The sequence below is a fragment of the Caulobacter sp. GW822-FHT01G02 genome (genome assembly GCF_058802865.1).
Map to the genome: position 1 here is coordinate 203,342 of NZ_JBXAON010000001.1, position 26,484 is coordinate 229,825.

Genomic DNA, 26,484 nt, shown 5'->3' on the forward strand with positions numbered 1-26,484 from the left:
GGATCCCTCGCGTCGGTAGGGCTGAAGGCGTCTTCCCATGGGGATGGACGACGCCCCGAGGGGTTACCAAGAAAAATGTCGATCGACACTCGCCGCCGCACGGTCCGCGGCTTCCTGATGGCGTCCGCCGCCGTGCTCGTCCTGGCCGGTCCGGCCCTGGCGCAAGAGGCCCGGCACAGCTTCAACATTCCAGCCGGCGACGCGGTCAGCGCGCTGCAGACCTTCGCCAAGCAATCGGGCAAGCAGGTGCTGTTCCCGTTCGAGGCCGCCTCGGGCAAGACGACCCCGGCGGTGACCGGCGACGTCGCCGACGCCGACGCCCTGGCCCGCCTGACCAAGGCCGCGGGCCTGGTCGTGGCCTCCGACGACGGCAAGACGATCACGCTGCGCCAGGCATCGGCCGTCTCCCCCCAGTCCCAAGCCCCCCAGTCTCCTGGCGCGGGGGCCGGCGCGACGAGTGAAGAGGCCCAGACGGTCGAAGCGATCGTGGTCGTCGGCTCGCAGATCGAAGGCGCCCGCACCACCGAAGCCTTGCCGGTGACGGTGGTCAGCGAGAACGACATCATCGCCACGGGCGCGGTGTCGGGCGACGAACTGTTCCGCGCCATCCCGCAGGCCGGCGACGTGCAGTTCCAGGAAGCCCGCACCACGGGTAACCTGAACGACGCGCGCGGTGACGTATCCTCATTGAACCTGCGCAGCCTCGGCACCGGCAACACCCTGGCCCTGCTGAACGGCCGCCGCGCCGTGCTGGCGCCGGGCACGCAGACCGAGAACCTGGTGCCGGTCCAGACCGTCAACACCAACTCGTTCCCGGTCGCGGGCGTCAAGCGGGTTGAAGTGCTGCGCGACGGCGCCGCCGCCATCTACGGCACCGACGCGGTGGCCGGCGTGGTCAACACCGTGCTCGACACCAAGTTCCGCGGCCTGAAGATGGAAGCCCAGTACGGCGGCTCGGAAGGCACCAGCTACCGCGAAGGCTCGTTCAACGTGAAGGCTGGCACGCGCCTGGAAGACGGCACGCGCCTGACCTTCTTCGGCAACTACACCGGCCGTAGCCGTCTGAACGCCAGCGAGCGCGACTATTCCGCCAGCGAGGATCACCGCGCCCAGGTCGCCAACACCCCGTGGGTGGACAACACCACGTTCGACAGCCGCTCGACCTCCAGCCCGTGGGGGTCGTTCACCCTGATCCCGGCGACCACGGCGGTGCGCCAGGGGACGAGCGCCCTGACGACCTCGGGCGTCTTCCACATCGAGCCTGTCAGCAACACGGCGGCCGGCTGCTCCAGCACCGTGCTGACCGGTGGCATCTGCATCAAGTCGGGCACCATCACGGGCGCCAACGACCGCGTGCTGCGCTATGACGAGAACCCCGACCGCACCCTGAAGGGCGGCGTCGAGCGCACCAACCTGTTCTCGACCGTCGAGCACGACTTCGGCGACATCACGGCCTATGGCGAGGCGGGTTACTACCACGCCCTGTTCACCGGCAGCCGCGAGCAGTCCGCGCCGCTGAGCACCGCGCCCATCACCATCGCGGCGAATGCCTACTGGAACCCCTTCGGCCCCGTGGGCAGCGTCAACCGCCTGGCCAACCTGACCGGCGTGCCGACCGGCGGCGCCGCGATGAACATCCTCACCTATCGCGTGGTCGACACCGGCCCGCGCACCTACACGGTGACCGACGACAGCTACCGCCTGCTGGGCGGGCTGAAGGGCTCGTGGAACGGCTGGAAGTGGGATTCGGCGGCGCTGTATTCCAAGGCCCGGACCAAGGACATGACGCACAATGCGATCAGCAACACGCTGTTCCAGCAGGCGCTGAACCGCACCGACGCGTCGGCCTACAACCCGTTCAACGGCGGCAACCTGGACAACTACGCGCTGGGCGACACCTCGCCCAACAGCCGCGACACGATCAACTCGTTCCTCATCAACGTCTATCGGATCAGCGAAACCTCGCTGGCGCTGGCCGATTTCAAGGTCTCGAAGAAGGACCTGTTCCGCCTGCCCGGCGGCGACGTGGGCTTCGCGGCAGGCGTCGAATGGCGCCGCGAAACCTATGATGACAATCGCGACGACCGTCTGGACGGCAAGATCAAGTACACCAACAGCGTCACCGGCGTGACCTACAACACCGACGTCCTGGGCGCTTCGGGTTCGCCGGACGTGCACGGCAGCCGTTCGGTGAAGTCGGCCTTCTTCGAACTGGCGGTGCCGGTCATCTCGCCCGAGATGAACATCCCGTTCGTCGAGGAGATCAGCCTGCAGATCGCCGCCCGCGGCGAGGACTACTCGGATTTCGGCAGCGTCTATAAGCCCAAGGGCGCGATCTACTGGAAGGTCGGTTACGGCCTGGCCTTCCGCGGTTCGGTCTCGCAGAGCTTCCGCGCGCCGAACCTGCCGCAGTTCTACAGCGACGGCGCGACGGTCTCGAACAACCGCATCGACTACGCCGCCTGCCGCCTCAACGGCACGACCTGCGCGACCGCCAGCACGATCGAGTCGCGCAGCGGCAACAAGAACCTGAAGCCGGAAGAGGCCGACAACGCCACGGTCGGCTTCGTCTATCAGCCGACCTTCATTCCGGCCCAGTACGGCAAGCTGACCCTGACGACCGACTTCTGGTCGATCCGCGAGAAGGGCGTCATCGGCGTCGTCGGCGGCTATAACGCCATCGCCTACGACTACTATCTGCGCCTGCACGGCTCGTCGAACCCGAACGTCGTCCGCGAGGCTCCGGTCGGCTCGGCCACGGTCGGCAACATCGCCTACATCAACGACACCTATCAGAACCTGCAGCCGCGCATGGTCCAGGGCGCCGACTTCAGCATCGACTACGACCTGGACGACACCGCCTGGGGCGACTTCGGCCTGTCGGTCAATGTCGCCAAGCTGCTGAAGTACGACCAGTCGGCCAGCCCGCTGGAGTCGCTGCTGCAGAGCGCCGTCGCCTCTGGCGAACTGCCGGGCCTGACGATCTCGTCGGCCGGCAACCAGATCAAGATGGACGGCTACCCCGAGTTCCGCGGCACCGCCAGCTTCACCTGGCGCTACAACGGCTGGGGCGCCGGCGCGTTCGTGCAGTATGTCGGCGAAGCCTACGACACCGGCCCGGCGCAGGTGAACGGCGAGTACTTCCCGATCAAGGACTGGACCACGCTCAGCCTCTACGGCCAGTACGCGTTCAAGGACGGCATGTTCGGCGGTTCGACGGTCCGCATCGGCGCGCGCAACGTGTTCGACAAGGATCCGCCGCTCTCGGCGTCCAATTTCGGCTACTCGGGCGCCCTGCACAACGCCACGGGCCGCTACTGGTACATGAACCTGTCCAAGAAGTTCTAGTTCACTAACCCGCTTTCCCCGGCGAACGCCGGGGAAAGCGGAGTGAAGATTTGCGTCTATTGAACGAGGCCGCCGTGAAGTTCATTCGTCTCGTCTCGGTCAGCCTGGCCGCCATTTCCCTGGCCTTCACGCCGATCGCCTCGAGCGGCGCCCTGGCCCAGAAGAAACAGCTGCTGGAATATCCCAGCATCCACTCGCCGGTCGTGGGCGAGAAGGGGATGGTGGTCAGCCAGAACGCCATCGCCACCAAGGTCGGCGTCGAGATCCTGCGCCAGGGCGGCAACGCCGTGGACGCCGCGGTCGCCACCGCCTTCGCCCTGGCCGTGACCCTGCCGCGCGCCGGCAATATCGGCGGCGACGGCTTCATGATGGTCTATATGGCCAAGACCCGGGAAACGGTCTTCATCGACTATCGGGGCATCGCCCCCAAGGCCGCCAAGCTCGAGACCTTCGTCGACGAGAACGGCAAGGAGATGGACGACGTCGCCTCGCGCGGCTATCGCGCGCCGACCGTGCCGGGCACCGTGGCGGGCCTCTATCTCGCCCACCAGAAGTACGGCCGTCTGCCGTGGAAACAGGTCGTCGAGCCGGCCTTCAGGCTGGCCAGCGACGGCGTGGTCCTGTCGCCGGACGAGGCCTTCGTGTTCAGCTGGGGCAAGCAGCGCCTGTCCGAGAGCGCGGCCGGCAAGGCGGCTTTCTACAAGGCCGGCGGCGAGCTCTACCGCGCCGGCGAGACCCTGAAGCAGCCGGACCTGGCCTGGTCGCTGCGCCAGATCGCCGACAAGGGCGCGGACGCTTTTTACAAGGGCGAGATCGCCCAGCGCTTCGCCGCCGACATGAAGGCCCACGGCGGCCTGATCACCGCCGAGGACCTGGCGTCCTACAAGGCCGTGGTCCGCCAGCCGCTGGAGGGGACCTATCGCGGCCTCATGGTCAAGACCTCGCCGCCCGCCAGCGCCGGCGGCGCGACCCTGCTCGAGATGCTGAACATTCTTGAGCAGTTCGACCTGAAGGCCTCGGGGCCCGGCTCGGCCAAGTCGCTGCACCTGATGGCCGAGGCCATGAAGCTGGGCTACGCCGACCGTTCGCGGTTCCTGGGCGACACCGATTTCGTCAAGGTTCCGCTGGCTGGCTTCACCTCCAAGGCCTACGGCGTCGAGCGCGCCAAGCTGATCGACCCGGACAAGGCCAAGAGCGCCAAGGACCTGGGCGCCGGCGATCCGTGGGCGTTCGAGAGCCACAACACCACCCACTTCTCGGTGGCCGACGCCGACGGCAACGCCGTCTCCAACACCTTCACCCTGGGCGCGGACTTCGGCTCGGGCGTGATGGTGGCCGGCGCGGGCTTCGTGCTGAACAACCAGATGAACAACTATTCGCACGCCGCGGCGTGGCGGGCCCAGAAGAGTGGAAGGCCCTTGCCGCCCAACGCCTTGCAGCCGGGCAAGCGCGTGCTGTCGACCATGATGCCGACCATGATCTTCAAGGACGGCAAGCCATGGCTGATCACCGGCACGCCGGGCGGCAGCACGATCATCGATACGGTGCTGCAGGTCATCGTCAACATCGTCGACTTCAAGCTGAACGTGGCCGAGGCCACCCACCAGCCGCGCATCTTCCAGGACGCCAGCGACAATCTGCGTGTCGAGCCGAACTTCAATCCCGACACGGTGGCCGCCCTCAAGGCTATGGGCCACCCCCTGTCCTCGGACGAGACCATGGGCTCCGCCCAGTCGATCATGATCGACAAGGGTCTCTTCCTGGGCGGCGCCGACCCGCGTCGTCCCGGAGCCGAGGCAATCGCGCCCTAGGGGTCAACCTCCCCCCACCTGAGAGACCTCTTGGGACGCGATTCATCGGCGCCGGGACTGCCCTCCCGGCGCCGATTTCATTTCCGTTTGCGTTAAATCAACGTCGCCGCTCCGGACGTGGCGCAAGCTTCATCTTGAGATCGGCGAGGGGCTGCGGTCCGGTTTCTCGTCCGGCTCTCACGGTCCGACGTGGTCGCCAGTTCGCGTCGGACAGTTGCTGCTCTCGGGGCGACTCCCCCTGTAGTCCCGAGCGAGATCGGCGCCGGATTCCCCTCCGGCGCCGATTTTGTTTCTCGGCTCCAGCTTCAAACGCCAGAAGCCGTGCTCCGATCTACTTCCCGCTGACCGCCGGCCCGTACAGCAGGCCGTTGAACAGGAACTTGAACGTTCCGTACGACTGCGCCCGCTGGGTGATCTCGGGGCCGAAGGCGAAGACCTTGCCCTTGCCGACATCGATGTCGAGCATGGCGGTCGAGCCCTTCAGCTTTTCCTGACCCACGGCCCAGCCGCTGCGCAGCGGCTTGTCGGCGTCGAACCAGGCCACGCGCGACACGCCCTTGGCGTCGGCCTTCACGGTGAAGGCCGGGCTGCGGTCGAAGAACACGTCGACCTGGTCCGAAGCCCCATAGGCCAGGGGCTGCTTGGGATCGACCTTGGCGCGCAGCACGGAGCCCGGAATGTAGAGTTCGCGGTTGGTGAAGGCCTTCAGCTGTCCGTTCTCCATCTTGGCGGTGGCGACCTCGACCGGCGCGCCCAGGGCCGTGGCCAGGCGCGTCGAGGCGCCGATGGCGACGACCGAGCCGCCGCCCTTCACGAAGGCGGCGATCTGGGGCAGCGTCTTCTCGTCGCTCACCCGGCCCAGCCACGGACGGTACTCGGCCGGGATCTCTTCGGGCTTGGGCTGCGAACCGCCGCGGCCGGCCTTGAACGGGCCGTCGGCCGGGGCGGGGACGACGCCGTCCGGGAACACCAGCACGTCGTAATCCTTGGCGATGTCGCCGGCGTCCAGGCGTTGCGGATAGACGACCTGGAAGGGCGCCTCGAACTTCTCGAACATCCAGCGGTTCCAGCCCGAGGGCATCGAGCCGCCATAGACGTCGACCAGGCCGACGCGGATCGGCTTCAGGGCGATGGTCGCGCCCGACGGCTTGCCGCCGATGGCGTAGGCGTCGATGCCCAGGTCCTTGACGCCCTTGTCGATCACCGCCTTGGCGGCGGGCGAGGCGGGGACGAAGATCGCGCCGGGACCGAAGGCGGTCTTGCCGGCCTTGGCGCCGTCCTTGACCCAATAGACCTTGGCGCCGGCCTTGAGCAGACGGTTGGTCAGGGTGAAGCTGGCGTTGGTCTCGTGGCTGACCAGCCAGCCCGCGCCGCCCGAACCCTTCACCGCGCCCGGCGTCACCGAGATCAGGTCCGGCACGCGCGCCGTCGGGGCCTCGAAGCCCTCCAGGATGCGGTCGAACTTGATGCCCATCTGGTAGGCCAGGGTGTAGCCGGTGACGTCGTACGGGGCCTTGGGCGGGCCGCCCGGATATTCCAGGTCGTGCGGGTGATCCTGCGGCTCGAACATGTCCATGATGTGCGGGCGATAGGCCTGGGCCGCGCGCACGACGTAGGAGCCGGCCGGATAGGTCTTGGCCCCGATCGTGAAGGGCTTGGTCGCCTTGTCCACGTCGACGCCGGTCTTGATCAAGGCGTTCAGGAACGCGACCACCGTGGGCATGTCGGCCTGGTCGGCCGGGATGACGTAGCCGCGCGCGTCACGCTCTTCCGGGGTCTGGAGCACCGACTTGAACAGGCTCGGGTCGACCGCGTCTCGGCCCACGCCCGGCTTGCCCTTGCCGGCCGCTTGCAGCGCCTCGACGCGGGTCGGGGTGATCGTCCAGCTGTCCTTGCCGCCGCGCTTGATGCTGTTGTCGCCCATCTTCCAGATGTTGAAGAGCAGGCGTTCCTTGTTGCGGGCGGCGTAGTCGATCACCGCCCTGTTCATGGTCCACTGGTAGTCCAGCGAGTCCTGCAGACGCCATTCGCGCGGCGCGATCGGCGCGGGGCGGTCGTTGCCCGGCAGCTGCAGTTCCGGCACCAGATTGACCGTCGTCGGGGTCGGGCCGCCGATGATCTCGGTCAGAAGGCCGATCGAATTGTGGAAGTAGGCGACCGACCGCTCCATGCCGTTATGCCAGGTGGAGTAGGGCGCGGCGCTGCGGGCGCCCGAACCCGGCTTGTCCTCGGCCACCAGGCGGCTGTGCATGGCCATGCCGACTTCCTGCAGCTCGGTCATGACCAGCGGGTCGTAGTTGAAGTTGAACGGGTCGCGGAACGGCGGGACGAACACCACCATGCCGTTCGGGCCGGTCTGGTGCTGGTTGTAGATGATCTGCGGATACCACTCGCGGAACAGCATCTTGTTGACGTTGGTCGTCTCGGCCATGGCCGACATGAAGCTGTCGCGGTTGTTATCGTGGCCGACGTACTTCTGATAGAGGCGCGGCAGCGAGCCGAACTCGCGCTTCTTCGGATCCTGGTTGCGCATGTACCAGTCCGAGACCATCTCCATCCCGTCCGGATTGTCCTGGCCGAACAGGATGACGGTGTCGTCCAGCAGGCGCAGCGTCTCGGGATCGGTCTGGGTCAGCATCCGGTACAGCACCTGGATCTGGCCCTGCGAGGTGATCGTCTCGCTGGCGTGCAGGCCGGCGTCGATCCACACGATCGCCTTGCCCTCGGCGGCCAGCTTGCGGGCCTCGTCTTCCTTGACGCCCTCGGCCTTGGCCAGCTTGTGGGCGATCTCCTTGTAGCGGTCTAGCTTGGCCAGGTTGGCGGGCGAGGAGACGATCGCCACCCACATGGTGCGGCCTTCCTCGGTCTTGCCGATGTCGACCAGCTTCATCCGGTCCGACTGGCCGGCCAGGGTCTTCAGATAGGCCTCGTAGGCCGTGTAGTCGGCCAGGAAGTAGTCGCTGCCGACCGGTTGAGCGAAGGCCTTGTCCGGCGGGGTGATGTCGGCGGCGATCGCGCCGCTGATCCCCGTGAAGGCCAGCACCATGCCGAGGGCCGCCCCGGCCATTGCTCTGCTTCGCGTCATTTCCAACCCCGTTGCCCATGGCGAACGCAACGGTGCGTCGGCCCTTCCTTAGACTGACGTAAGTGGAGAGCGTTTCCGCACCCGCGGCAACGGCAGGCCCAGCCCATTTTTTCACCCGCACAAGGACAGGGCAAAAGGAAAGGGGCCGCCCTCGCGGACGACCCCCTCCATCTCATCGGACCATACGCACGCGGTCCGTACGCGAGATCCGCTAACGACTAGTACTTCAGGCGGACGCCCACGCGGAAGTAGCGGCCCACGGCGCCCGACTGCGAGTAGGTCGGGTTCCAGTTCACCGCGGCGTAGTTGGCCGGGTTGAACATCGGGCCGGCGTCGAACAGGTTCAGCACGTCGGCATAGACCGTCGTGTGCTCGGTGACGTCGTAGCCGCCGGTCAGGTCGAAGGAGATGAAGTCCTTCGTGTGGCACTTGAAGTCGGCGTCGCCGTACAGGCAGGTCTGGTCGCCCACATAGCTTTCGTCGATCGAGCGCAGGCCGCTGACATAGTTCAGGGTGCCGGTCATCGTGGCCGGACCGCGGGTGAAGGTGTTGCTCCACGAGGCGCGGTACTTCGGCGTCCCGGCGCCCGACGACAGCACGTACGGGGCCTGCTTGCCGACGTAGTTATAGGTCACCCCGCCCTGGGTGTACTTGAAGTCGAACAGGACGGTGGCGTTCAGCTCGCTGGTCCACTTGACGTCGGCGGGCAGGTACATCGTGTTCTGGACGTTCAGGTCCATGCCGCTGGTGCGCAGTGAGTCGGCGTTGATGTACGGCGAGGCCACCGACAGGATGCGCGGCAGGGCGTTCGGGGCGTCCGGATCCGGCAGGTCGGCGGTCACCACGTAGCCGGCCGGGATGGCTTCGCCGGCATAGTAGGCGGCGATGGCGTTACCCGCGCTGGCCTGCGCGATCACGTCGGTCTTCTTGATGTGGTAGTAGTCCAGCGAGACGCTGAAGTTGCGGGTCGGGGCCCACACCGCGCCCATGGTGTAGCTGGTCGACTTCTCCGGCTTCAGGTCCGGGTTGGCCGCGGTGATGCTCGAGAGCGAGTAGGTCTTAGTATACTCGCTGCCGCCGTGGGCCGCCACGAAGTCGGGGTAGTTCGCGAACGAGAAGTTCGTGAAGCCCTGGCTGGCCGAGTCGCCCGATTCCGAGAACGACGGCGCGCGGAAGCCCTTCGAGACGGTGGCGCGCAGGGCGACCGTCTTGATGGGCGTGTACTTGACGCCGATCTTCGGCGAGAAGTTGCCGCCGAAGTCCGAATAGTGGTCGTAGCGACCCGAGACGTTGACCTCGACATTGTCCAGCACCGGCATGCCCAGCTCGGCGAAGGCCGAGGCGACCGTGCGGTTGCCGATGGTGCGGGCGTTGCCCAGGCCCTGGGCGTCGTTGGTCGGGTTCAGGGCCGGGTCGTTGACCGCCTCGTAGCGGAACTCGCCGCCCAGACCCAGCTGGGCGGGGCCGCCCGGCAGGTTGAAGACGTCGCGCGAGGCCTGGAAGTTGATCGAGTCCAGGTCGCTGGTCGAGGTCTTGGCCAGGACCGGGGCCAGGGCGCTGCGGACGGCCTGGCTGTTCTTCGACGGGGCGAGGAAGTTGTAGGTGCCGTTGTTCACCGCGTCGATCAGCGCGTCGTAGCTGATGTAGCCATGGTTGGCGCTCTCCAGCCAGCCGTGGGCGATGACCAGATTGGCCTTGTAGTTCCAGTCGGCCGCCGAGCCTTCGACGCCGCCGACCAGGCGGGCCATGCGGTTGGTGTAGTTGGCGTAGAACGGGATGTCGCTGAAGCGGTAGCGGATCAGCGCGTCATAACCCTCGGCCGCGAACGGGTTGTTCGGGTTCAGCTGGCCGTTCGACAGCAGGGCCGGCAGGACGATGTTCGACAGGTTGTGCGGCGTCGACGACGAGATCGAGCGTTCAGCGCCACGGGTCGAAGTCTTCGACTGCATGAAGCTGGCCGACAGATAGGCCTGGAAGTTGTCGTTTGGCTTGATCGTGAAGCGGCCATAGGCGCCCACGCGCTCTTGCTTGGGCTGAACGTCGCCCAGCTTGGCGACGTTCTGGGCGCAGTACGCGCCGCCGGCCGAGGTGGTCAGCGGGGCGTCGGCCGCGCAGGTGCGCAGCGGTTGCCACAGTTGGTCGGCCAGGGCGACGCCGGTCGAGATGTCGCCCGCCGTGCCCATCTTCGCGCGCTTGACCTGACCGTAGTAGGTGCTGCCGCCGGCGCCCGGGTTGTCGTTGCTGCCGCCCGGAATGCCCGACAGGTCGAAGGTGTCGTACGGATAGCCGCGCTGATCGATGCGGATGCGCTTGTCCAGCTGGTACTCGACGTCCAGGTACATGTTGTACTTGTCGGTGTTCAGGTCGCCGTAGCCGACCTCGCCGTTGAAGCGGTACTGGTCGCCGCCGCCGTGCTCGGACGTGCCGACCGACAGGTCAGCGCCCATGCCCTGGAAGTTCGACTTCATGATGATGTTGACCACGCCGCCGATGGCGTCGGCGCCGTACAGCGACGAGGCGCCGTCCTTCAGGGTCTCGATGCGCTCGACCGCGTTGAACGGGATCGAGTTGAGGTCGACGAACGAGCGCTGGCCGTCATCGGCCAGCGGGTAGCTGGCGTTGCGGAGGCCGTCGATCATCACCAGGGTCGAGTTGACGGTCAGGCCGCGCAGGGCAACGCCCGTCGAGCCAGCGGCGAAGCCGCTGCCGAAGGCGGCGGGGACCGAGCCCGAGTTGTCGGCCGACAGGCTGCGGATGGCGTCGGCCACCGTCGTGATGCCCTGGGCCTTGAGCTGTTCGTTGGTCTGGACCTGGACCGGCGAGGGGGTGGCGGTGTCGGTGCGGCGCAGCAGCGAACCGGTGACGACGACGGCCTCGACCTCGTTGTCCTGGGCGGCCGGCTGAGCGGCCGGCGCGGCGGTCTGAGCGTTCGCGGCGAAGCCGGCCAGCGTGGCCACGCCCACGATCATCGAGGTCGCGAGCAAACGACCCCGGGTAAACTGATAGTTCATGTCTTTATCCTTCCGGGCCGCCCTCGCCGGCGCGAGCGCCGACGTCCTTACAGCCCGATGCAAGATGTGTTTCCCGCCGCGATCCGGCGGTTGTCGGCGCCTTAGGCGCTTCCGAAGCAAGTGGTCAATCGTGAGGCAATTCGTGTAATAGAATTGTCGTGAAGCTGTATCTTTAAGGCCACGACTTTGGCCAATTGGGGCGGGAATGAGACGAGGCCATATCGTTGGTGAAACATTACGGAAATTTATAGATCCACTCTGGGAACAATGCGGAAATCACATCGTTCGCGGAACGCTGAACTCTATGTAGCGTTTTTAGTGTATATAATAATCGAGGCGTTCGTTGAATATCGATATTCAGGCTCGCGCGGTGTCGCGTGGGACTGCGCGCGGGCGCATGCCCCGCGAGATCGCCGGGATAGGGCTGAATTCGAAAGGGTGGAGTGGGCGCTAGAAGCGACCGCGCGAGACTTCCGAAGCCGCCAGCAGGAACGCCCCCGCGCCGTAGAGCTGGGTGTCGCCCGCCACGACGTGGTCGGGCGCGTAGCCGACCTGCTGCACCCAGCCCACCTTGCCGTCCGGCTGCACGGCCTGGGCCAGGGCGCTCCACCCCCGGCGCGCGGCGGCTTCGTACTTCGGGTCTTTCAGCAGTCCGTTGTTCACGCCCCAGGCCAGGCCATAGACGAAGAAGCCGGTCCCGCTGCTTTCCGGCGGGCCCTGCTCCGGCGCCAGCAGCGACACCGGCCAGTAGCCGTCGGGCTTCTGCAGGGTCGCCAGCCTGGCGGACATCCGCTTGAACAGCGCCACGTAGCGCGGGCGCGACGGGTGGTTTGCGGGCAGGATCTTCAGGATGTTGACGAGGCCCGCATAGGCCCAGCCGTTGCCGCGGGCCCAGAAGATCTTGCGGCCCTGATCGTCCTTGCGGTCGAAGTAGCGGCTGTCGCGGAAATAGAGGCCTTCCTGCTTGTCCAGCAGCCAGTCGGTGGCGGCCCAGAACTCCCTGTCGCCATGGGCGGCGTAGCGCGGATCCTGGGTGGCGGCCGACAGGGCGGTCCAGGTCGGCGGGGCCATGAACAGGGCGTCGCTCCAGCACCAGCGGGCCTGGCAGGGCTGATCCTCCGTGCCGTCGACGAAGGTCAGGTCCGCCTTGGGCGGATCGGCCAGGATGGCGTCGAAGCGGGCCCTCACCGGCGCGATCTGAGCGGGCTCGTGGTCGCGGCCGTAAACCCAGATCCAGGACTGGGCGATGACGTGGTCGTCGGCGTGCAGCGGGCGCTGGCCCAGACCCCAGCCTTCTTGGGCGCCGTGCGTCCGTAGGGCCTGAGCGTAGCCCTGGTCGCCTGTTCGCTCGGCGAAGGCGGTCAGGCCGGCATAGAAGGCGCCCTGGATCCAGCCCCGCGGGTTCTGGGTCTTGGCGTGCTGGGTCTTCACATAATCGAACCGGCCGTCCATGTGGCGCAGCTGCCAGTCGGCGACGGCGCGGCCCAGGGTCAGGGCGGCGGCGGAGAGATCGGCGGAAGCCTTGGCTGGTGTGGCGGGTTGGGACGTCCGCGCGGCGGCGGAGAAGGGGGCGGGAACGGCGCTCAAGGCCAGGCAGATCACAGCCGTCGCGAACCGCACGCGCATCGAAACCTCCCGTGGGGCGCGCCTCTGCCGGACGTCGCGTCGCGTCGCCTGGCGGCTCCGCTGAAAGTTGTCTTACCTGATCCGATCGCTTTTGGGCAAATCGCGCCCGCGGAATGGAATTTTGGTCATGCCAGTTAGCTTGTCCGGTAGCCCAATTTCAGTGTAGCCGGTTTGGCGCCGGTTTCCTGGATGGCGCCAGCGCGGGCTCGCGGCCTCGACGCGGCGGGCGACACGAGGAGGAGGGAAGGCCCGATGATCCACTCGACGATCCGAGCCCTGGCCCTTTGCGCCGTCGCCGTCGGCGCGCTCTCGACCGCCGCGCCGGCCCTGGCCGCCCCTCAAGGTAAAACGGGTCCGGTCTGCAAGGCCGAGGACGGCTACGCCGCCGACTTCGACGGTCGCCGCACCTTCCGCTGGAAGCCGCAATGGCTGAAGGCCGCCAAGACCCATCTCGCCGTCCCGTCCGTGGCGCCGGCCTACAAGGCCCTCCTGGCCCGCGCCGACAAGGCGCTGGGCGGTCCGTCCTACGCCGTCACCGAGAAGACCCGCGTCCCGCCCAGCGGCGACAAGCACGACTACCTCTCGATGGGCCCGTACTGGTGGCCGGATCCGGCCCAGCCGACCGGCGAGCCCTATATCCGCAAGGATGGCGAGGTGAATCCGGAGCGGAACACCAACGCCTTCGACGCCGTGCGCATGGACAGCATGGCCAGCGCCGTCGAGGCCCTGTCCCTGGCCTACTATTTCACCGACGATGCCAGGTACGCGACCAAGGCCGCCCAGCTGCTGCGCGTGTGGTTTCTGGATCCGGCCACGCGCATGAAACCGTCCATGAGCTACGCCCAGGGCGTGCCCGGCCGCACCCTGGGCCGCGCCGAGGGCGTGCTCGACACCTTCCGCCTGCTGCGCGTGGTCGAGTCGATCGGCCTCCTGGCCCCCTCCAAGGCGCTCGCGCCGGCGGAGCAGAGGGGCCTGGAGGCTTGGTTCGGCGACTACGTCGCCTGGCTGGGAACGGGGCCGACCGCCAAGGAAGAACGCGCCGCCCAGAACAACCACGGCATCTGGTACGACTACCAGCTGGCGACCTTCTCGCTGTTCGCCCGCCGGCCGGACTTGGCCAGGACGGTGATCGCCGAGGCGGGCAAGACCCGCATCGATCCGCAGATCGACCCCGACGGCAAGATGCCCAAGGAACTCGCCCGCACCCGAGGCCTGCACTACAGCTACTTCGCGCTTGAACCCTTGGTCGGCCTGGCCGAACTGGGCCCCTGCGTCGGCGTCGACCTGTGGGGCTACAAGGGGCCGAAGGGGCAGGGCATCCGCGCCGCTCTCGACTATCTGGCGCCCTATGTCGGCGACGAGGCGGCGTTTCCGTACAAGGAACTGAAGCCGCAGGACGCGACGGACGAAGCGCTGCCGCTCTACGACCTGGCGGCCTGGGCCTATGGCGATGCGGGCTTCGCGGCGAAGGCGGACTTCATCGCCAAGAAGGAGCCGGCGGCGCAGAGCCGGTTGGTGATTTCAGGGTTCGGGAAGTAGTCGCGCTAAATCGCCGACCGGCGCGCCAGCTCGGTCCGCCGGGCGGCGACCTCGTTCCGCGCCCGTTCCAGCGCGTCGATCTCGGTCGCGGTCAGCAGGTTGTCGATCACCCGGCCCAGGTGCTCGCGCATGGCGTTGCGGGCGGCGGTGGGGTCACGTTGCTTCAGGGCCCGCAGGATCTCCTGGTGGTCGTCGATCAACGGGCGAACGCCGACCTGGCGGGCGCGCTCCAGCATGGCGCGGCACAGGGGCGACTTGTAGCGCAGGTCCCAGAGGTTCTCGACGACGGTGACGAAGGCGCTGTTGCGGCTGGCCTGGGCGATGGTGACGTGGAAACGGCGGTCGGCGCGCTCGCCGCCGCGCGGGTCGCTGTCATTCTCCACGACCATATCGTCCATGATCGTCGCCAGATCGGCCAGTTCCTCGTCGGTGATGGTGGCGGCGGCCAGGGCCGCGACCTCGCCCTCGATCAGGCGGCGGGCCTCGGTCAGCTCGAAGGCGCCGATGTCCAGTTCGGGCGCGGTGACCTCGGCGCGCGGAGCTTCGGTGACATAGACGCCCGAGCCGTGACGGGCCTCGACCAGACCGCGGATTTCCAGGGCGATCATCGCCTCGCGAACGGTCGGGCGGCTGACCTTGTAGTCTTCCGCCAGATCCCGCTCGGACGGCAGGCGCTGGCCAGGGCGGTGCGTGCCGTCGCGAATCGAATCCGCGATCGAATTCGCCACCTGTTGGTAGAGCTTGCGGGTTTCGGCCGTCGAAGTGGTCATGTGTTTTCGCTGATCGAGCCGACGCGGCGTCGGCGCGAGCTTAGCCTATTGTATGGCCGATGTTCGCGCTACGGGGCTTGAGGCCGGCGGTGTGGCAAGGTCACTAGCTTCTTGTCGGATAAGTCGCTAGAAGTGGTCAGGCCACTTTACGGTCTCGCTTAGCTACTCCAGGTCCATGCTGAAGATCATCGACGCCAAGGTCATCGTCACCTGTCCCGGCCGCAACTTCGTGACGCTGAAGATCACGACCGAGGACGGAGTCACCGGGGTCGGCGACGCCACCCTGAACGGGCGCGAGCTGTCGGTGGTCAGCTTCCTGCGGGACCACATGGTCCCCAGCCTGATCGGCCGCGACGCCCATCAGATCGAGGACATCTGGCAGTTCTTCTATCGCGGCTCGTACTGGCGCGGCGGTCCGGTGGCCATGACCGCCCTGGCGGCCGTCGACATGGCGCTGTGGGACATCAAGGGCAAGGTCGCGGGCCTGCCCGTCTATCAACTGCTGGGCGGCGCCTGCCGCACGGGCGTCACCGTCTACGGCCACGCCAACGGCGAGACCATCGACGACACCATCGCCGAGGCGGTGAAGTACAAGGCCATGGGCTACAAGGCCATTCGCCTGCAGACCGGCGTGCCGGGCCTGCCCAGCACCTACGGCGTCTCCGGCGACAAGATGTTCTACGAGCCGGCCGACGGCAACCTGCCCACCGAGAACCTGTGGTCGACCGCCAAGTACCTGAACCACGTGCCGAAACTGTTCGAGAAGGCGAGGGAAGTCCTGGGCTGGGACGTGCACCTGCTGCACGACGTCCACCATCGCCTGACCCCGATCGAGGCCGCCCGCCTGGGCAAGGACCTGGAGCCCTACCGCCTGTTCTGGCTGGAGGACTCGGTCCCGGCCGAGAACCAGGCCGGCTTCCGCCTGATCCGCCAGCACACCACCACGCCGCTGGCCGTCGGCGAAATCTTCGCCCACGTCTGGGACTGCAAGCAGCTGATCGAGGAGCAGCTGATCGACTATCTGCGGGCCACCGTGCTGCACGCGGGCGGGATCAGCAACCTCAAGAAGATCGCCGCCTTCGCCGACCTGCACCATGTCAGGACCGGCTGCCACGGCGCTACCGATCTGTCGCCGATCACCATGGCGGCGGCCCTGCATTTCGACATGTCGATCCCCAACTTCGGCCTGCAGGAATACATGCGCCACACGCCGGAGACGGACGCCGTGTTCCCGCACGCCTACACCTTCGACGACGGCATGCTGCACCCGGGCGACAAGCCGGGCCTGGGCGTCGACATCGACGAGGAACTGGCCGGCAAGTACGAATACAAGCGCGCCTACCTGCCGGTGAACCGTCTTCAGGACGGGACCATGTTCAACTGGTAAGGCCACTGCGTTGCGCAAGCTTCTTCCGCTGACGGCGGCGGCTTTCGCGGTCGCCGCGCCTGCCTTCGCCGCCGACCAGAACCCTCGCGGGCCGTTGTATGCCGGCGCCGTCGCGCCGATGAACCAAACGGTGGAAAAGCGCCTGCTGCCGCAGACCGCCGTGCTGCTGGAGACGCTGCTGGCCGAGAAGCGGGACATGACCCTGGACGGGGTCAAGGTGTTCGAGGCCGACGACAAGTTCCTGCCCGGCAAGATCGCCATCGGGCTCGCCTACCTGATCGTCGACACTCCGCGCACCGATCCGAAGTTCCAGCGCTACCTGGCCGCCTACCGCCAGATCGCCGACCTGACCGTCGACGATCCCAACGACACCTGGGGTGTCTACTATTACTGTCAGGCGATCCACATGCTGAAGGACGCCGGCCTGCTGGACGAGGCGATCGCGCCGGCGACCCTGGAGAAGCTGAAGGCCAAGCTGGATTGGCGGCGCTTCGTGCGCGCCGACGACCTGACCTTGATCAACCTGCCCAACAACTACTACGGCGTCGCCTTCAGCGTGGCGCGGCTGCGCTATCGCCTGGGCTGGGAGGACGCCTCGGCCAGCGAAGCCCTGCTAGGCAAGACGCTGGACCACTATCGCAAGTATTCGGGCGAGTACGGCTTCGCCGACGAGACCGATGGCGAGGGGCGCTTCGACCGCTACAGCGTGCTTCTGATCGGCGAGATCAGCCACCGCCTGATCGAGGCCGGCATGCCCGCCACGCCCGAGGTGCGCCAATGGCTGCGCCGCTCGGTCGATCTGATGCTGCCGCGCCTGAACCTTCGCGGCGAGGGTTTCGAATACGGCCGCAGCATCGGGGCCTATGGCGAGACGGCCTTCCTGGAGGTGCTGACCGCCGCGGCCAAGCTGGACGTGCTGACGCTCGAAGAAAAGACCATGGCCTATGCGTTCTCGTCGCGCGTGGCGGCCCGCTACATGGATTTCTGGTTCGATCCCGGGACAGGCTCGGTCGACCTGTGGGAGCATGGCCGCCGGACGGACACGTATCGCGGCAAGCACCGGATCCTGGGCGAGAACCTGAGCCTGGGTCGGCAGTACATCTATACCAGCGCGATCTGGGACGCGCTGGGCTTCAAGGACAAGGCGCCCGACCCTGGCTTCAGCGCCTGGCTGGACAAGCTGCCCAAGCGGACGGTGACCTGGTTCGCGCGCGGCAAGAACGACCGGCTGGTCGTGACCCTGCGCGACAAGAGGCGCGTGATCGCCCTGCCGATCATCAATGGCGGCGAAAGCCAGCACATGAACACGCCGTACTATCCGATCCCGTTCTCGCCGGGTCTGCTGCAGGGCGTGGCCGACGGCGTGTTCCCGCAACTGCTGCCGCGCATCACCCTGGCGGATGGCGCGCAGCTGGCGCCGCTGGCCTATGCCGCCCACGTCAGGGTGGACGGGCGGGGCGCGCGTACGACCGTGACCTACGACCAGGACCAGCTGGACCGCCTCGGCCAGAAGGCCCCGGTCGCCGACGACCGTTTCAGTGTCAGGACGACTTACATCCTGGAGCCGGGCCTTATTCGCCGCACGGACGTGTTCACGCCCAGGTCCGGTGTCGCCGTGAGGGCCGTGGACCTGGCTTTCGCCAGCTTCTCGGGCAAGGCCGTGACCAGGGGCGGGACAACGACGTTCGGAGTCGGTGACGTCACCGGCTTCAAGGTCGAGGGCCTGGCCTGCTCGACCCGCGCCCTGGTCGACGAGAAGGCCTATCGCGGCCCGACCGGCGCGATGACGGCCTTGACCAGCTGCACCGGCGCCGCCGGTCTGAATGGGCCGATCAAGGTCAGCTGGACGATCCGCTACAGATAAGCTGATCTCACCCGGCTTTCGCGGGTGGGGATCCGGAGCATTGTTTCTCGAGCCTCGATCGCAGATCAAGGGTCAATCATGACGTTGATCACGGATCGAGAGTACTTCCTATTCATCATGTATTTCGGTGGTTTATAGCAATCACGCGCGCGTGAATGTCGGGTTTACGACTAACATTTATTTTTCGACTTGGCTGTATTTGCTCGATATCCCCAAATCGGGGTGTTAAGCTCTGGCTATCATCGGCACGGCCTTCTCGAGCGCCGATGACTGAGAGACGAAGCCCCGGCTTCACTCCCGCTCGAAAGGCAGGAGTTCGCATCATGCCCACCTACCTTTTCTACCCGCGACGGGCCGACGGCGTGTCGCTGACCTTCATCGCCAACGCCGCCGAGGACGATGTCGACGCCCTGGAACTGGCGGCCGAGGTCGCGGCGGCGCACGACTGCGTCGGCGTGTTCGTCTGGGAGTCTGCCGCCGACGGTAAGGACCGCTTCATCGGCGAGATCGAGCGACAGGGCGCCCGGGTTCCGCACCAACCGAGGCCACAGCGCGGAGCTTCAGCGCCCGTCTAGGCGTTACCGGGGCGATCCCGAGCGCGTAGCGCGCTCGAACCCCAAGAAGATGGCGCCTTTCCGCGGAAAGGCTCCGGAGGTCGCTCGTGGACAAGCTGTTCGCCAAATTCGCCAACGTCACGGCCCGCGCCACGGGCAGCCCGCCCGCGTTCCTGATCTGCGTTGGCCTGGTGGTGCTGTGGGCGGTGACGGGGCCGATCTTCAAGTTCTCCGAGACCTGGCAGCTGGTGATCAACACCGGCACGACGATCATCACCTTCCTGATGGTGTTCCTGATCCAGAACACCCAGAACCGCGACGGCTTGGCCTTGCAGACCAAGCTGGACGAGCTGATCCGCGCCACCACCGAGGCCGAGGACGAATTCATCGGCATCGAGAAGCTGACCGACAAGGAGCTCGAGGTCATACACGCCCACTGCAAGCAGCGGGCGGACAAGCATATGCAAGCCTTCCAGAAGCTGGCCGCCGAGAAGGACGCCCGCCTCAAGGTCCGGCCCAAGGGCAAGGCTTCCGCCAAGTCGACCAAGAAGGCGCCGTCCGTCTCGACCCGCGCCGCCGGCCGCGCCAAGGCCCTGACGGCCGGTCATCCGCCGTCCAAGAAGGCTGGATGATATCAGACCACGACAGGGTGGACGTCAGATCTTATCGGCGATAGCGGTACCATCCAATGGGCCGGCTTGAGCGCGCCCGACGGGGAGAGCCGCCTTGCCGAAATTGAAAGCCCTGCGCTGGTGGATCATCGGCCTGGTCATGCTGGGCGCGATCGTCAACTACCTGACCCGCTCGACCATGGGCATCGCCGCCCCGACGGTGATGAAGGACCTGGATATCTCCGTGAAGGAGTATTCCTGGATCACCGGCGCTTTCCAGCTGGGGATCATGCTGCAGCCGGTCTGCGGCTATGTGCTCGACACCCTGGGCCTGCGCACCGGCTTCGCCGTCTTCGCCGCCGCCTGGTCGCTGATCGCCATGGCCCACGGGCTGGTCCACAACTGGCAGGGTTTCGCCTTCCTTCGCGCCTTCCTGGGCCTGGCCGAGGGCTCGGCCCAGCCGGCCGGCATGAAGACGGTGGCGACCTGGTTCCCGGCCAAGGAGCGGGGCTTCGCCGGCGGCGTGTTCAACATCGGCGCCTCGATCGGTTCCGTGCTGGCGCCGCCGCTGGTGGTGTGGGCCGTGCTGGCCTGGAACTGGCGAGCGGCCTTCGTATTGACCGGCGCCTTCGGCCTGGTCTGGGTGGTGCTGTGGCTCTTCTTCTACCGCTCGCCCGAGCGGCACCCGTCGATGACCGACGAGGAGCGCGCGCTGATCGCCGCGGGCCAGGAGGCGCACCTGACCGCCACTGGAGCCAAGCCGTCGATCGTCTCGATCCTCAAGCAGGGCCAGTTCTGGGGCATCGCCTTGCCGCGCTTCCTGGCCGACCCGACCTGGGGGACGCTGTCGTTCTGGGTGCCCCTCTATTTGTCGCAGACACGCGGCTTCGACCTCAAGCAGATCGCCCTGTTCGCCTGGATGCCGTTCGTGGCCGCCGACCTGGGCTGCCTGGCCGGGCCGGTGATCGCGCATTTCCTCCAGAAGCGCGGTGTTTCGCTGATCAACGCTCGCCGCATCGCCTTTACCCTGGGCGCGGTCCTGATGACGGGCATGGTGTTCGTCGGCAAGGTCGAGAGCGCCTACGCGGCCATCGCCTTGCTGTGCCTGGGCGGCTTCGCGCACCAGACCCTGTCGGTGACCGTCATCACCATGGCCTCGGACCTGTTCCGCCGCGACGAGGTCGCCACGGTGGCGGGCCTGGCCGGCATGATGGGCAATCTCGGTCTGCTGATCTTCTCGCTGCTGATCGGCGGGCTGGTGACGACGATCGGCTATGACCCGTTCTTCGTGGCCCTGGGCGTTCTGGACATCGCCGGGGCGGTCTTGCTGTGGACGCTGGTCAAGGACCGCGCCGCGCCAGATGGGGCTTCCAGGACGGTAAAGGCATGAGCGTGATCCAGAACCCTATCCTGCGCGGCTTCAATCCCGACCCGTCGATCGTGCGGGTGGGGCAGGACTATTATATCGCGACCTCGACCTTCGAATGGTTCCCCGGCGTCCAGATCCATCACTCGAAGGATCTGAAGAACTGGCGGCTGCTGACCCGTCCGCTAACCCGTCCGAGCCAGCTGGACATGCGCGGCGACCCCGATAGCTGCGGCGTCTGGGCCCCGTGCCTGACCCATGCCGACGGCAAGTTCTGGCTGATCTTCACCGACGTGAAGCGCTATGGCCGCACCACGGTCGGCGGGGCCTCGGGCGCGTCCTTGCGAGACTTTCATAACTACCTGGTCACGGCCGAGACGATCGACGGCCCGTGGTCGGACCCGATCTATCTGAACAGCTCGGGCTTCGACCCGTCGCTGTTCCATGACGACGATGGCCGCAAGTGGCTGGTCAATCAGCTGTGGGATCACCGGCCGGGCAAGAGCCGCTTCGCCGGCATCGTGCTGCAGGAATATTCGGTCGCCGAGCGGAAGCTGGTCGGCGAGCGGAAGGTGATCTTCGAGGGCACGCCGATCGGCCTGACCGAGGCGCCGCACCTCTACAAGCGCGATGGCTGGTACTATCTGGTCACCGCCGAGGGCGGCACCGGCTGGGGCCACACCATGACCATGGCAAGGTCGCGCGGCCTCGACGGCCCCTACGAACTGCACCCCGAGACCTACGTCCTGACATCCCGCGACCGGCCGCACGTGGCGCTGCAACGGGCCGGCCACGGCGATCTGGTCGAGACCGCCGACGGCGAGACCTACGCGGTCTATCTGGCCGGTCGTCCGCTCCCCAATCGTGGCCGCTGCCCCCTGGGGCGCGAGACGGCGATCCAGAAGCTGGTCTGGGGCGAGGACGGCTGGCCGCGCACCCTGGACGGTTCCGGCGACCCGACGCTGGAGACGCCCGCGCCGGACCTGCCCGAGCACCCCTGGCCCACGGCGCCGGTGCGCGCGGATTTCGACGGTCCGGACCTGCCGATCGACTTCCAATGGCTGCGCACACCGTATCCGGACGAGATCTTCAGCCTGGCCGTCAGGCCCGGCTTCCTGCGCCTCTACGGCCGCGAGAGCGTGGGCAGCGTCTTCCGCCAGGCCCTGGTCGCCCGACGCCAGCAGGCCCATTGCTACTCGGCCGCCACGGTGCTGGACTTCGAGCCCGAGCATTTCCAGCAGGCCGCGGGGCTGATCTGCTACTACAACGGCTCCAAGCTGCACTATCTGCACGTTGGCCACGACGACGCGATCGGCAAGCATCTGCGGGTGATGAGCTGCAGCCCCGATAGCCCGCAGTCCGACAGCTTCACCGCGCCCATCCCGCTGGCCGCCGGCCCCGTCGAGCTGCGGGTCGAGGTCGACTTCGAGCGCCTGCGCTTCGGCTTCCGGCAGGGCGAGGGCGCCTGGACCTGGCTGCCGGAGGTGTTCGACGCCTCGATCCTGTCGGATGAAGCCACCGCCCCCGGCGCGCCCAACTTCACCGGCGCCTTCGTCGGCATGGCCTGTCAGGACACCGCCGGAACGGCCGCGCCGGCCGACTTCGACTGGTTCGACTATGAGGAACGGGCGTACCGGGCCGTGCTCGGAAATCCCTAAATCCCGATCTCCCCGGCATTCGCCGGGGAGATCGGGTGTAGGGGAGATCAGAAATTGTGAGTTGAGTGAACCCTGTTCGCTCTTAAGGTCGCTCCCACGGGGCCGCACCAGACGGCCCAGGGAGACCGCCGTGAACGCCCCTGTTTCGATTTCACAGGCCGACGCCGCCCTCTATGCCGGCCTGACGGTCACGCCCGTCAGCACGGTGCTGGGGGCCGAGATTTCCGGTCTCGACCTCACAAAGCCGCTCACGCCCGAGATCGTCGCGGCGATCCGCGCGGCCCTGCTGCGCCACAAGGTGGTGTTCTTCCGCGACCAGGACATTTCCTACGAGGATCACGTCCGTTTCGGTCGCTATTTCGGCGAACTGGAAGGCCATCCGGTGACCGCCCACGTGCCGGGCTTCCCCGAGATCCTGCATATCGAGGCCGCCGACGGCATGAAGCTGCGCGAGGAGATCGTCCCGCTCGTCCGCGCGGCCAACAAGTGGCACACCGACGTCACCTTCCGCGAGGCGCCGTCGATGGGCGGGGTCCTGCGGATGCGGCGCATGCCGCCGCTGGGCGGCGACACCCTGTTCGCCGACACCGCCGCCATCTATGCCGACCTGCCGCGGGCTCTGAAGGACCAACTGGCGACCCTGACGGCCGAGCACGACATCATCCAGAGCTACGGCTATCGCGTCGACGAGGCCAAGCGCCAGGCGCTGCGCGCGGAGTATCCGCCGATGATCCACCCGGTGGTCCGCATCCATCCGGAGACCGGCGAGAAGCACCTGTTCGTCAACAAGGTCTTCACCACCCGGATCCTGGGCCTGCCCGAGGACGAGGCCAAGGCGCTGCTGGCCGACCTGCTGGACCGGGTGAAGGCGCCCGAATACCAAGTCCGCTTCCGCTGGACCCCGAACGCCATCGTCTTCTGGGACAACCGCGCGACGCAGCACTACGCGATCCTCGACTACTGGCCCCAGGAGCGGATCGTCGAGCGCGTGACGATCAAGGGCGACAAGCCGTTCTAGTCAGCCGATCAAAGCCCGGTTCAGGCAGTCGATCAGCGCCTCGCCGGTGAACGGCTTGGGCAGGAAGCAGGTCACGCCCGCCTTCTCGGCGCGGAGCCTCTGGGTCTCGTCGGCGAAGGCGGTGATCAGGATCACCGGGGTGTTCTCGCCAGCGGCGATCATGGCCTCCTTCATCTCGACGCCGGTCATGCCCGGCATCTGCAGGTCGCTGATCACGCAGTCGGCCAGACCGCGCGCGGCCGAGGCCATGAACGCCGTGGCGCTGTCGAACGCCTGGACGCGATGACCCAGGGATCGCAGCAGCCCCTCCAGCGAGACGCGGACCGAGTCGTCGTCATCGACGACACAGATGAGGGGGGAGGGGGACAAGCGGGCTTCCTCGAACGCGCGACGGCGGGGCGCGTCATGATCAGTGCCCGATAACCGCGGTCGCGGAAATTATACGGAGGTTTGTGTGGCCTTGCGTAAGGATCGTTCAAGACGGCCCGTCACGAGGGGTCTTCGGGCCGCAGCTTGAGCGTCTCGGCCATGCGGACCAGGTCAGCCAGGCTCCGGGCCTCCATTTTGCGCATCAGGTTGCCGCGATGGATCTTCACGGTGATCTCGGACAGGCCCAGTTGGTGGGCGGCCTGCTTGTTCATCAGCCCGCTCGCGACCAGGGCCATGACCTGCTTCTCGCGCCCGCTGAGGGTTTCGTAGAGGGCGCGCAGGTCGTCGAGGCCGCCCTGCTGGGCGCGGGAGGCCGCATCGCGTTCCAGGGCCGCGGCGACGGCGTCCAGCATGTCCTGGTCGCGGAAGGGCTTGGTCAGGAAGTCCACGGCCCCGGCCTTCATGCCGCGCACGCTCATCGGGATGTCGCCATGACCGGTCATCAGCACGATCGGCATGCGGATGTCGGCGGCGGCCAGCTTCTCTTGGAAGTCCAGGCCCGAAAGGCCCGGCAGGCGCACGTCCAGCACCAGGCAGCCGGCGTCGTGGGCGTGGCCTGACTGCAGGAACTCCTGGGCGTTGCCGAACGCCTTGGTCTCCAGCCCCACGGACCGGAACAGGCTGCCCAGCGCTTCACGCAGGGCGCCGTCGTCATCGACGATATGGACTGTTTGGGAGGCCATCGTGTTCGTTAGCTGGACCAGCCGCGCCGCCTCGTCAATAAAGGCGTTTGGAGATGGGGCCGCATGATCGACAGTTCGTCCGCGATGTTCGCCCTGGCTGCGTCCGAAGACGTAGAGCGTCGCCGCCAGGAACTGGCCGAGATGCTGGACGCGGCGCACGACGCCATCTTCGTCAGCGATCTTGAGGGCCGGATCACCTTCTGGAATCGCGGGGCGTCGGCGCTGTACGGCCATGCGCGCGAGGACGCCGTGGGTCGTGATCCCGACGTCCTGCTGGCGACGCGCTATCCGGCCGAGATCGCGGCGATCAAGGCCCAGCTGATCGAGACCGGTCACTGGGAGGGCGAGCTGACGCGGACCACGGCCGCCGGCGAGACCGTGGTCGTCGACGGTCGCTGGACTCTGCGTCGAGACGCGGATGGCGCGTCCGCGGAAGTTCTGGAGACCGGCCGCGACGTCACCGCCGCCCGCGAGGCGGCGCGGGCCCTGAAATACAGCGAATATCGCTATAGCAACGTCTTTCGGGCCATGGCCGTGTCGTTCTGGGAGCTGGACTTCAACGGCCTGAGCCAGATGCTGGCCGAACTGCAAGGGCAAGGCGTGACCGATGTCCGCGCCCACGTCGCCGCCCATCCGGAGGTCGTCCGCCGGATGATCGAGGTCTCGAATGTGGTCGACGTCAACGACAAGTCCGTCGCCCTGTTCGGCGCACCCCGCGAAGAGCTTCTGGGTTCGGTGTCGCGGTTCTGGCCCCGGTCCAGCGAAGGCGTGTTCGCCGAGAGCGTCTTCGCGGCGCTGGAGCGGCGGCATAGCTACGAGGCCGAGGCGCGGTTCTACAAGGCCGACGGGACCGAGTTCGACGCCCTGTTCACCACCTGCTACCCCCGCGACGGGGTCAAGCGAGGCACGGTGCTGATCGGCATTGTCGACATCAGCGATCGGCTGGCGGCGCAGGACGCCTTGCGCAAGGCCGAGGCGGATCTCGCCCACGCCGCCCGCGTCTCTACCCTGGGCGAACTGACCGCCTCGATCGCCCACGAGGTCAACCAGCCCCTGGCCGCCATCGTCACCAACGGCGAGGCCGGACTGCGCTGGATCAACCGCGCCGAGCCCGACCTGGAAGAGGCCCGCGCGGCGATGGGGCGGATGATCGTCGAGGGCCAACGGGCCTCGGACATCATCAGCCGCATCCGCGCTCTGGCCTCGAACAAGGATCCGCAGCGCGCGCCGGTGGCGCTGAACGCGGCGATCGAGGACGCCGCCCTGCTGCTGAAGCGTGAACTGGCGGCGCATGATGTCCGACTGATCATGGCCTTGTCGCCGGACGTCGGCGAGGTCCGGGGCGACCGGGTGCAGTTGCAGCAGGTGGTCATCAATCTGGCCATGAACGGCATCCAGGCGATGGCGGGACGCGACGGTGTGCGCGATCTGACTCTCTGCACCCGGCGCGCGGACGATCGTGTGGTGCTGGAGGTGGCCGACACGGGTCCGGGCGTGGCGGCGCAGGACGCGCAAGTCCTGTTCAAGGCCTTCCATTCGACCAAGGCGACGGGGATGGGCATGGGCCTGTCGATCAGCAAGTCGATCGTCGAGGCGCATGGCGGCGGCATCGCCATGGAGACCGCGCCGGGCGGCGGGGCCCTGTTCCAGGTGGTCCTGCCGACGGCCTAGAAGCGTCGAGATCGCTTAGATGATCGCCACCCCAAAGGCCCGGCGTGATCGTC

The 26,484-nt window shown here is 67.1% G+C and carries 17 protein-coding genes; 11 read left to right on the forward strand and 6 right to left on the reverse strand.

What is annotated here, in order from left to right:
- Positions 1-75 precede the first annotated feature (75 nt).
- On the forward strand, positions 76-3,348 hold the full coding sequence (locus AC1RNC_RS00980; RefSeq protein WP_492882952.1) for a TonB-dependent receptor: 3,273 nt from the start codon (positions 76-78) through the stop codon (positions 3,346-3,348).
- Positions 3,349-3,398: 50 nt separating this feature from the next.
- On the forward strand, positions 3,399-5,159 hold the full coding sequence (gene ggt, locus AC1RNC_RS00985) for a gamma-glutamyltransferase (RefSeq protein ID WP_492882954.1): 1,761 nt from the start codon (positions 3,399-3,401) through the stop codon (positions 5,157-5,159).
- 331 nt (positions 5,160-5,490) lie between these two features.
- On the opposite strand, the gene AC1RNC_RS00990 is transcribed toward ggt, so the two are convergent.
- The 3 genes from AC1RNC_RS00990 to AC1RNC_RS01000 all read right to left on the reverse strand — a co-directional run bounded on the left by AC1RNC_RS00990 (position 5,491) and on the right by AC1RNC_RS01000 (position 12,881).
- The gene (locus AC1RNC_RS00990; protein ID WP_492882956.1) at positions 5,491-8,244 is read right to left on the reverse strand and encodes a M14 family metallopeptidase; all 2,754 of its coding nucleotides are present in this window, start codon (positions 8,242-8,244) and stop codon (positions 5,491-5,493) included.
- A gap of 218 nt (positions 8,245-8,462) precedes the next feature.
- Complete coding sequence (locus AC1RNC_RS00995) at positions 8,463-11,255, reverse strand: TonB-dependent receptor (protein WP_492882958.1); 2,793 nt, start codon at positions 11,253-11,255, stop codon at positions 8,463-8,465.
- Between the two features lie 450 nt (positions 11,256-11,705).
- The gene (locus AC1RNC_RS01000) at positions 11,706-12,881 is read right to left on the reverse strand and encodes a glycoside hydrolase family 88/105 protein (RefSeq protein WP_492882960.1); all 1,176 of its coding nucleotides are present in this window, start codon (positions 12,879-12,881) and stop codon (positions 11,706-11,708) included.
- A gap of 252 nt (positions 12,882-13,133) precedes the next feature.
- Between AC1RNC_RS01000 and AC1RNC_RS01005 the strand changes: the two genes are divergently transcribed.
- Positions 13,134-14,420, forward strand: coding sequence for an alginate lyase family protein (locus AC1RNC_RS01005; RefSeq protein WP_492882962.1), 1,287 nt, complete (start codon positions 13,134-13,136; stop codon positions 14,418-14,420).
- A 5-nt stretch (positions 14,421-14,425) separates the two neighbouring features.
- Here the strand turns inward: AC1RNC_RS01005 and AC1RNC_RS01010 are convergent, their stop codons facing one another.
- Positions 14,426-15,190, reverse strand: a complete 765-nt coding sequence (locus AC1RNC_RS01010) for a FadR/GntR family transcriptional regulator (RefSeq protein ID WP_492882964.1) — start codon at positions 15,188-15,190, stop codon at positions 14,426-14,428.
- 175 nt (positions 15,191-15,365) lie between these two features.
- On the opposite strand from AC1RNC_RS01010, the gene manD reads away from it, so the two are divergent.
- The 7 genes from manD to AC1RNC_RS01045 all read left to right on the forward strand — a co-directional run bounded on the left by manD (position 15,366) and on the right by AC1RNC_RS01045 (position 23,648).
- Positions 15,366-16,577, forward strand: coding sequence for a D-mannonate dehydratase ManD (gene manD / locus AC1RNC_RS01015; RefSeq protein WP_492835449.1), 1,212 nt, complete (start codon positions 15,366-15,368; stop codon positions 16,575-16,577).
- A gap of 10 nt (positions 16,578-16,587) precedes the next feature.
- Complete coding sequence (locus AC1RNC_RS01020) at positions 16,588-18,441, forward strand: hypothetical protein (protein ID WP_492882966.1); 1,854 nt, start codon at positions 16,588-16,590, stop codon at positions 18,439-18,441.
- A gap of 323 nt (positions 18,442-18,764) precedes the next feature.
- Entirely contained in the window at positions 18,765-19,016 is a 252-nt protein-coding gene (locus tag AC1RNC_RS01025; RefSeq protein WP_492882968.1) for a hypothetical protein, read from the forward strand.
- Between the two features lie 86 nt (positions 19,017-19,102).
- On the forward strand, positions 19,103-19,627 hold the full coding sequence (locus tag AC1RNC_RS01030) for a low affinity iron permease family protein (protein WP_492882970.1): 525 nt from the start codon (positions 19,103-19,105) through the stop codon (positions 19,625-19,627).
- A gap of 139 nt (positions 19,628-19,766) precedes the next feature.
- Positions 19,767-20,996, forward strand: a complete 1,230-nt coding sequence (locus AC1RNC_RS01035; protein WP_492884362.1) for an MFS transporter — start codon at positions 19,767-19,769, stop codon at positions 20,994-20,996.
- Positions 20,993-22,630, forward strand: a complete 1,638-nt coding sequence (locus AC1RNC_RS01040; RefSeq protein ID WP_492882972.1) for a glycoside hydrolase family 43 protein — start codon at positions 20,993-20,995, stop codon at positions 22,628-22,630. Before AC1RNC_RS01035 ends, AC1RNC_RS01040 begins: the two co-directional genes overlap by 4 nt.
- 130 nt (positions 22,631-22,760) lie before the next feature.
- Positions 22,761-23,648, forward strand: coding sequence for a TauD/TfdA dioxygenase family protein (locus AC1RNC_RS01045; RefSeq protein ID WP_492882974.1), 888 nt, complete (start codon positions 22,761-22,763; stop codon positions 23,646-23,648).
- Here AC1RNC_RS01045 and AC1RNC_RS01050 read toward each other — a convergent pair whose 3' ends face one another.
- Complete coding sequence (locus tag AC1RNC_RS01050) at positions 23,649-24,017, reverse strand: response regulator (RefSeq protein WP_492882976.1); 369 nt, start codon at positions 24,015-24,017, stop codon at positions 23,649-23,651.
- A gap of 119 nt (positions 24,018-24,136) precedes the next feature.
- Complete coding sequence (locus tag AC1RNC_RS01055) at positions 24,137-24,760, reverse strand: response regulator transcription factor (protein WP_492835436.1); 624 nt, start codon at positions 24,758-24,760, stop codon at positions 24,137-24,139.
- 63 nt (positions 24,761-24,823) lie between these two features.
- On the opposite strand from AC1RNC_RS01055, the gene AC1RNC_RS01060 reads away from it, so the two are divergent.
- Positions 24,824-26,431 carry a sensor histidine kinase gene (locus AC1RNC_RS01060; protein ID WP_492882978.1) on the forward strand — a complete coding sequence of 536 codons (1,608 nt, stop codon included), beginning with the start codon at positions 24,824-24,826 and terminating at the stop codon, positions 26,429-26,431.
- The last annotated feature ends 53 nt before the right edge of the window (positions 26,432-26,484 follow it).

Bases quoted from the DNA above. Each gene is read 5' to 3' on its own strand.
- AC1RNC_RS01055 (WP_492835436.1), bottom strand. From the start codon at position 24,760: ATGGCCTCCCAAACAGTCCATATCGTCGATGACGACGGCGCCCTGCGT.
- AC1RNC_RS01060 (WP_492882978.1), top strand. From the start codon at position 24,824: ATGATCGACAGTTCGTCCGCGATGTTCGCCCTGGCTGCGTCCGAAGAC.
- AC1RNC_RS01040 (WP_492882972.1), top strand. From the start codon at position 20,993: ATGAGCGTGATCCAGAACCCTATCCTGCGCGGCTTCAATCCCGACCCG.
- AC1RNC_RS00990 (WP_492882956.1), bottom strand. From the start codon at position 8,244: ATGACGCGAAGCAGAGCAATGGCCGGGGCGGCCCTCGGCATGGTGCTG.
- AC1RNC_RS01000 (WP_492882960.1), bottom strand. From the start codon at position 12,881: ATGCGCGTGCGGTTCGCGACGGCTGTGATCTGCCTGGCCTTGAGCGCC.
- manD (WP_492835449.1), top strand. From the start codon at position 15,366: ATGCTGAAGATCATCGACGCCAAGGTCATCGTCACCTGTCCCGGCCGC.
- AC1RNC_RS01005 (WP_492882962.1), top strand. From the start codon at position 13,134: ATGATCCACTCGACGATCCGAGCCCTGGCCCTTTGCGCCGTCGCCGTC.
- AC1RNC_RS01035 (WP_492884362.1), top strand. From the start codon at position 19,767: ATGCTGGGCGCGATCGTCAACTACCTGACCCGCTCGACCATGGGCATC.
- AC1RNC_RS01010 (WP_492882964.1), bottom strand. From the start codon at position 15,190: ATGACCACTTCGACGGCCGAAACCCGCAAGCTCTACCAACAGGTGGCG.
- AC1RNC_RS00980 (WP_492882952.1), top strand. From the start codon at position 76: ATGTCGATCGACACTCGCCGCCGCACGGTCCGCGGCTTCCTGATGGCG.
- AC1RNC_RS01025 (WP_492882968.1), top strand. From the start codon at position 18,765: ATGCCCACCTACCTTTTCTACCCGCGACGGGCCGACGGCGTGTCGCTG.
- AC1RNC_RS00995 (WP_492882958.1), bottom strand. From the start codon at position 11,255: ATGAACTATCAGTTTACCCGGGGTCGTTTGCTCGCGACCTCGATGATC.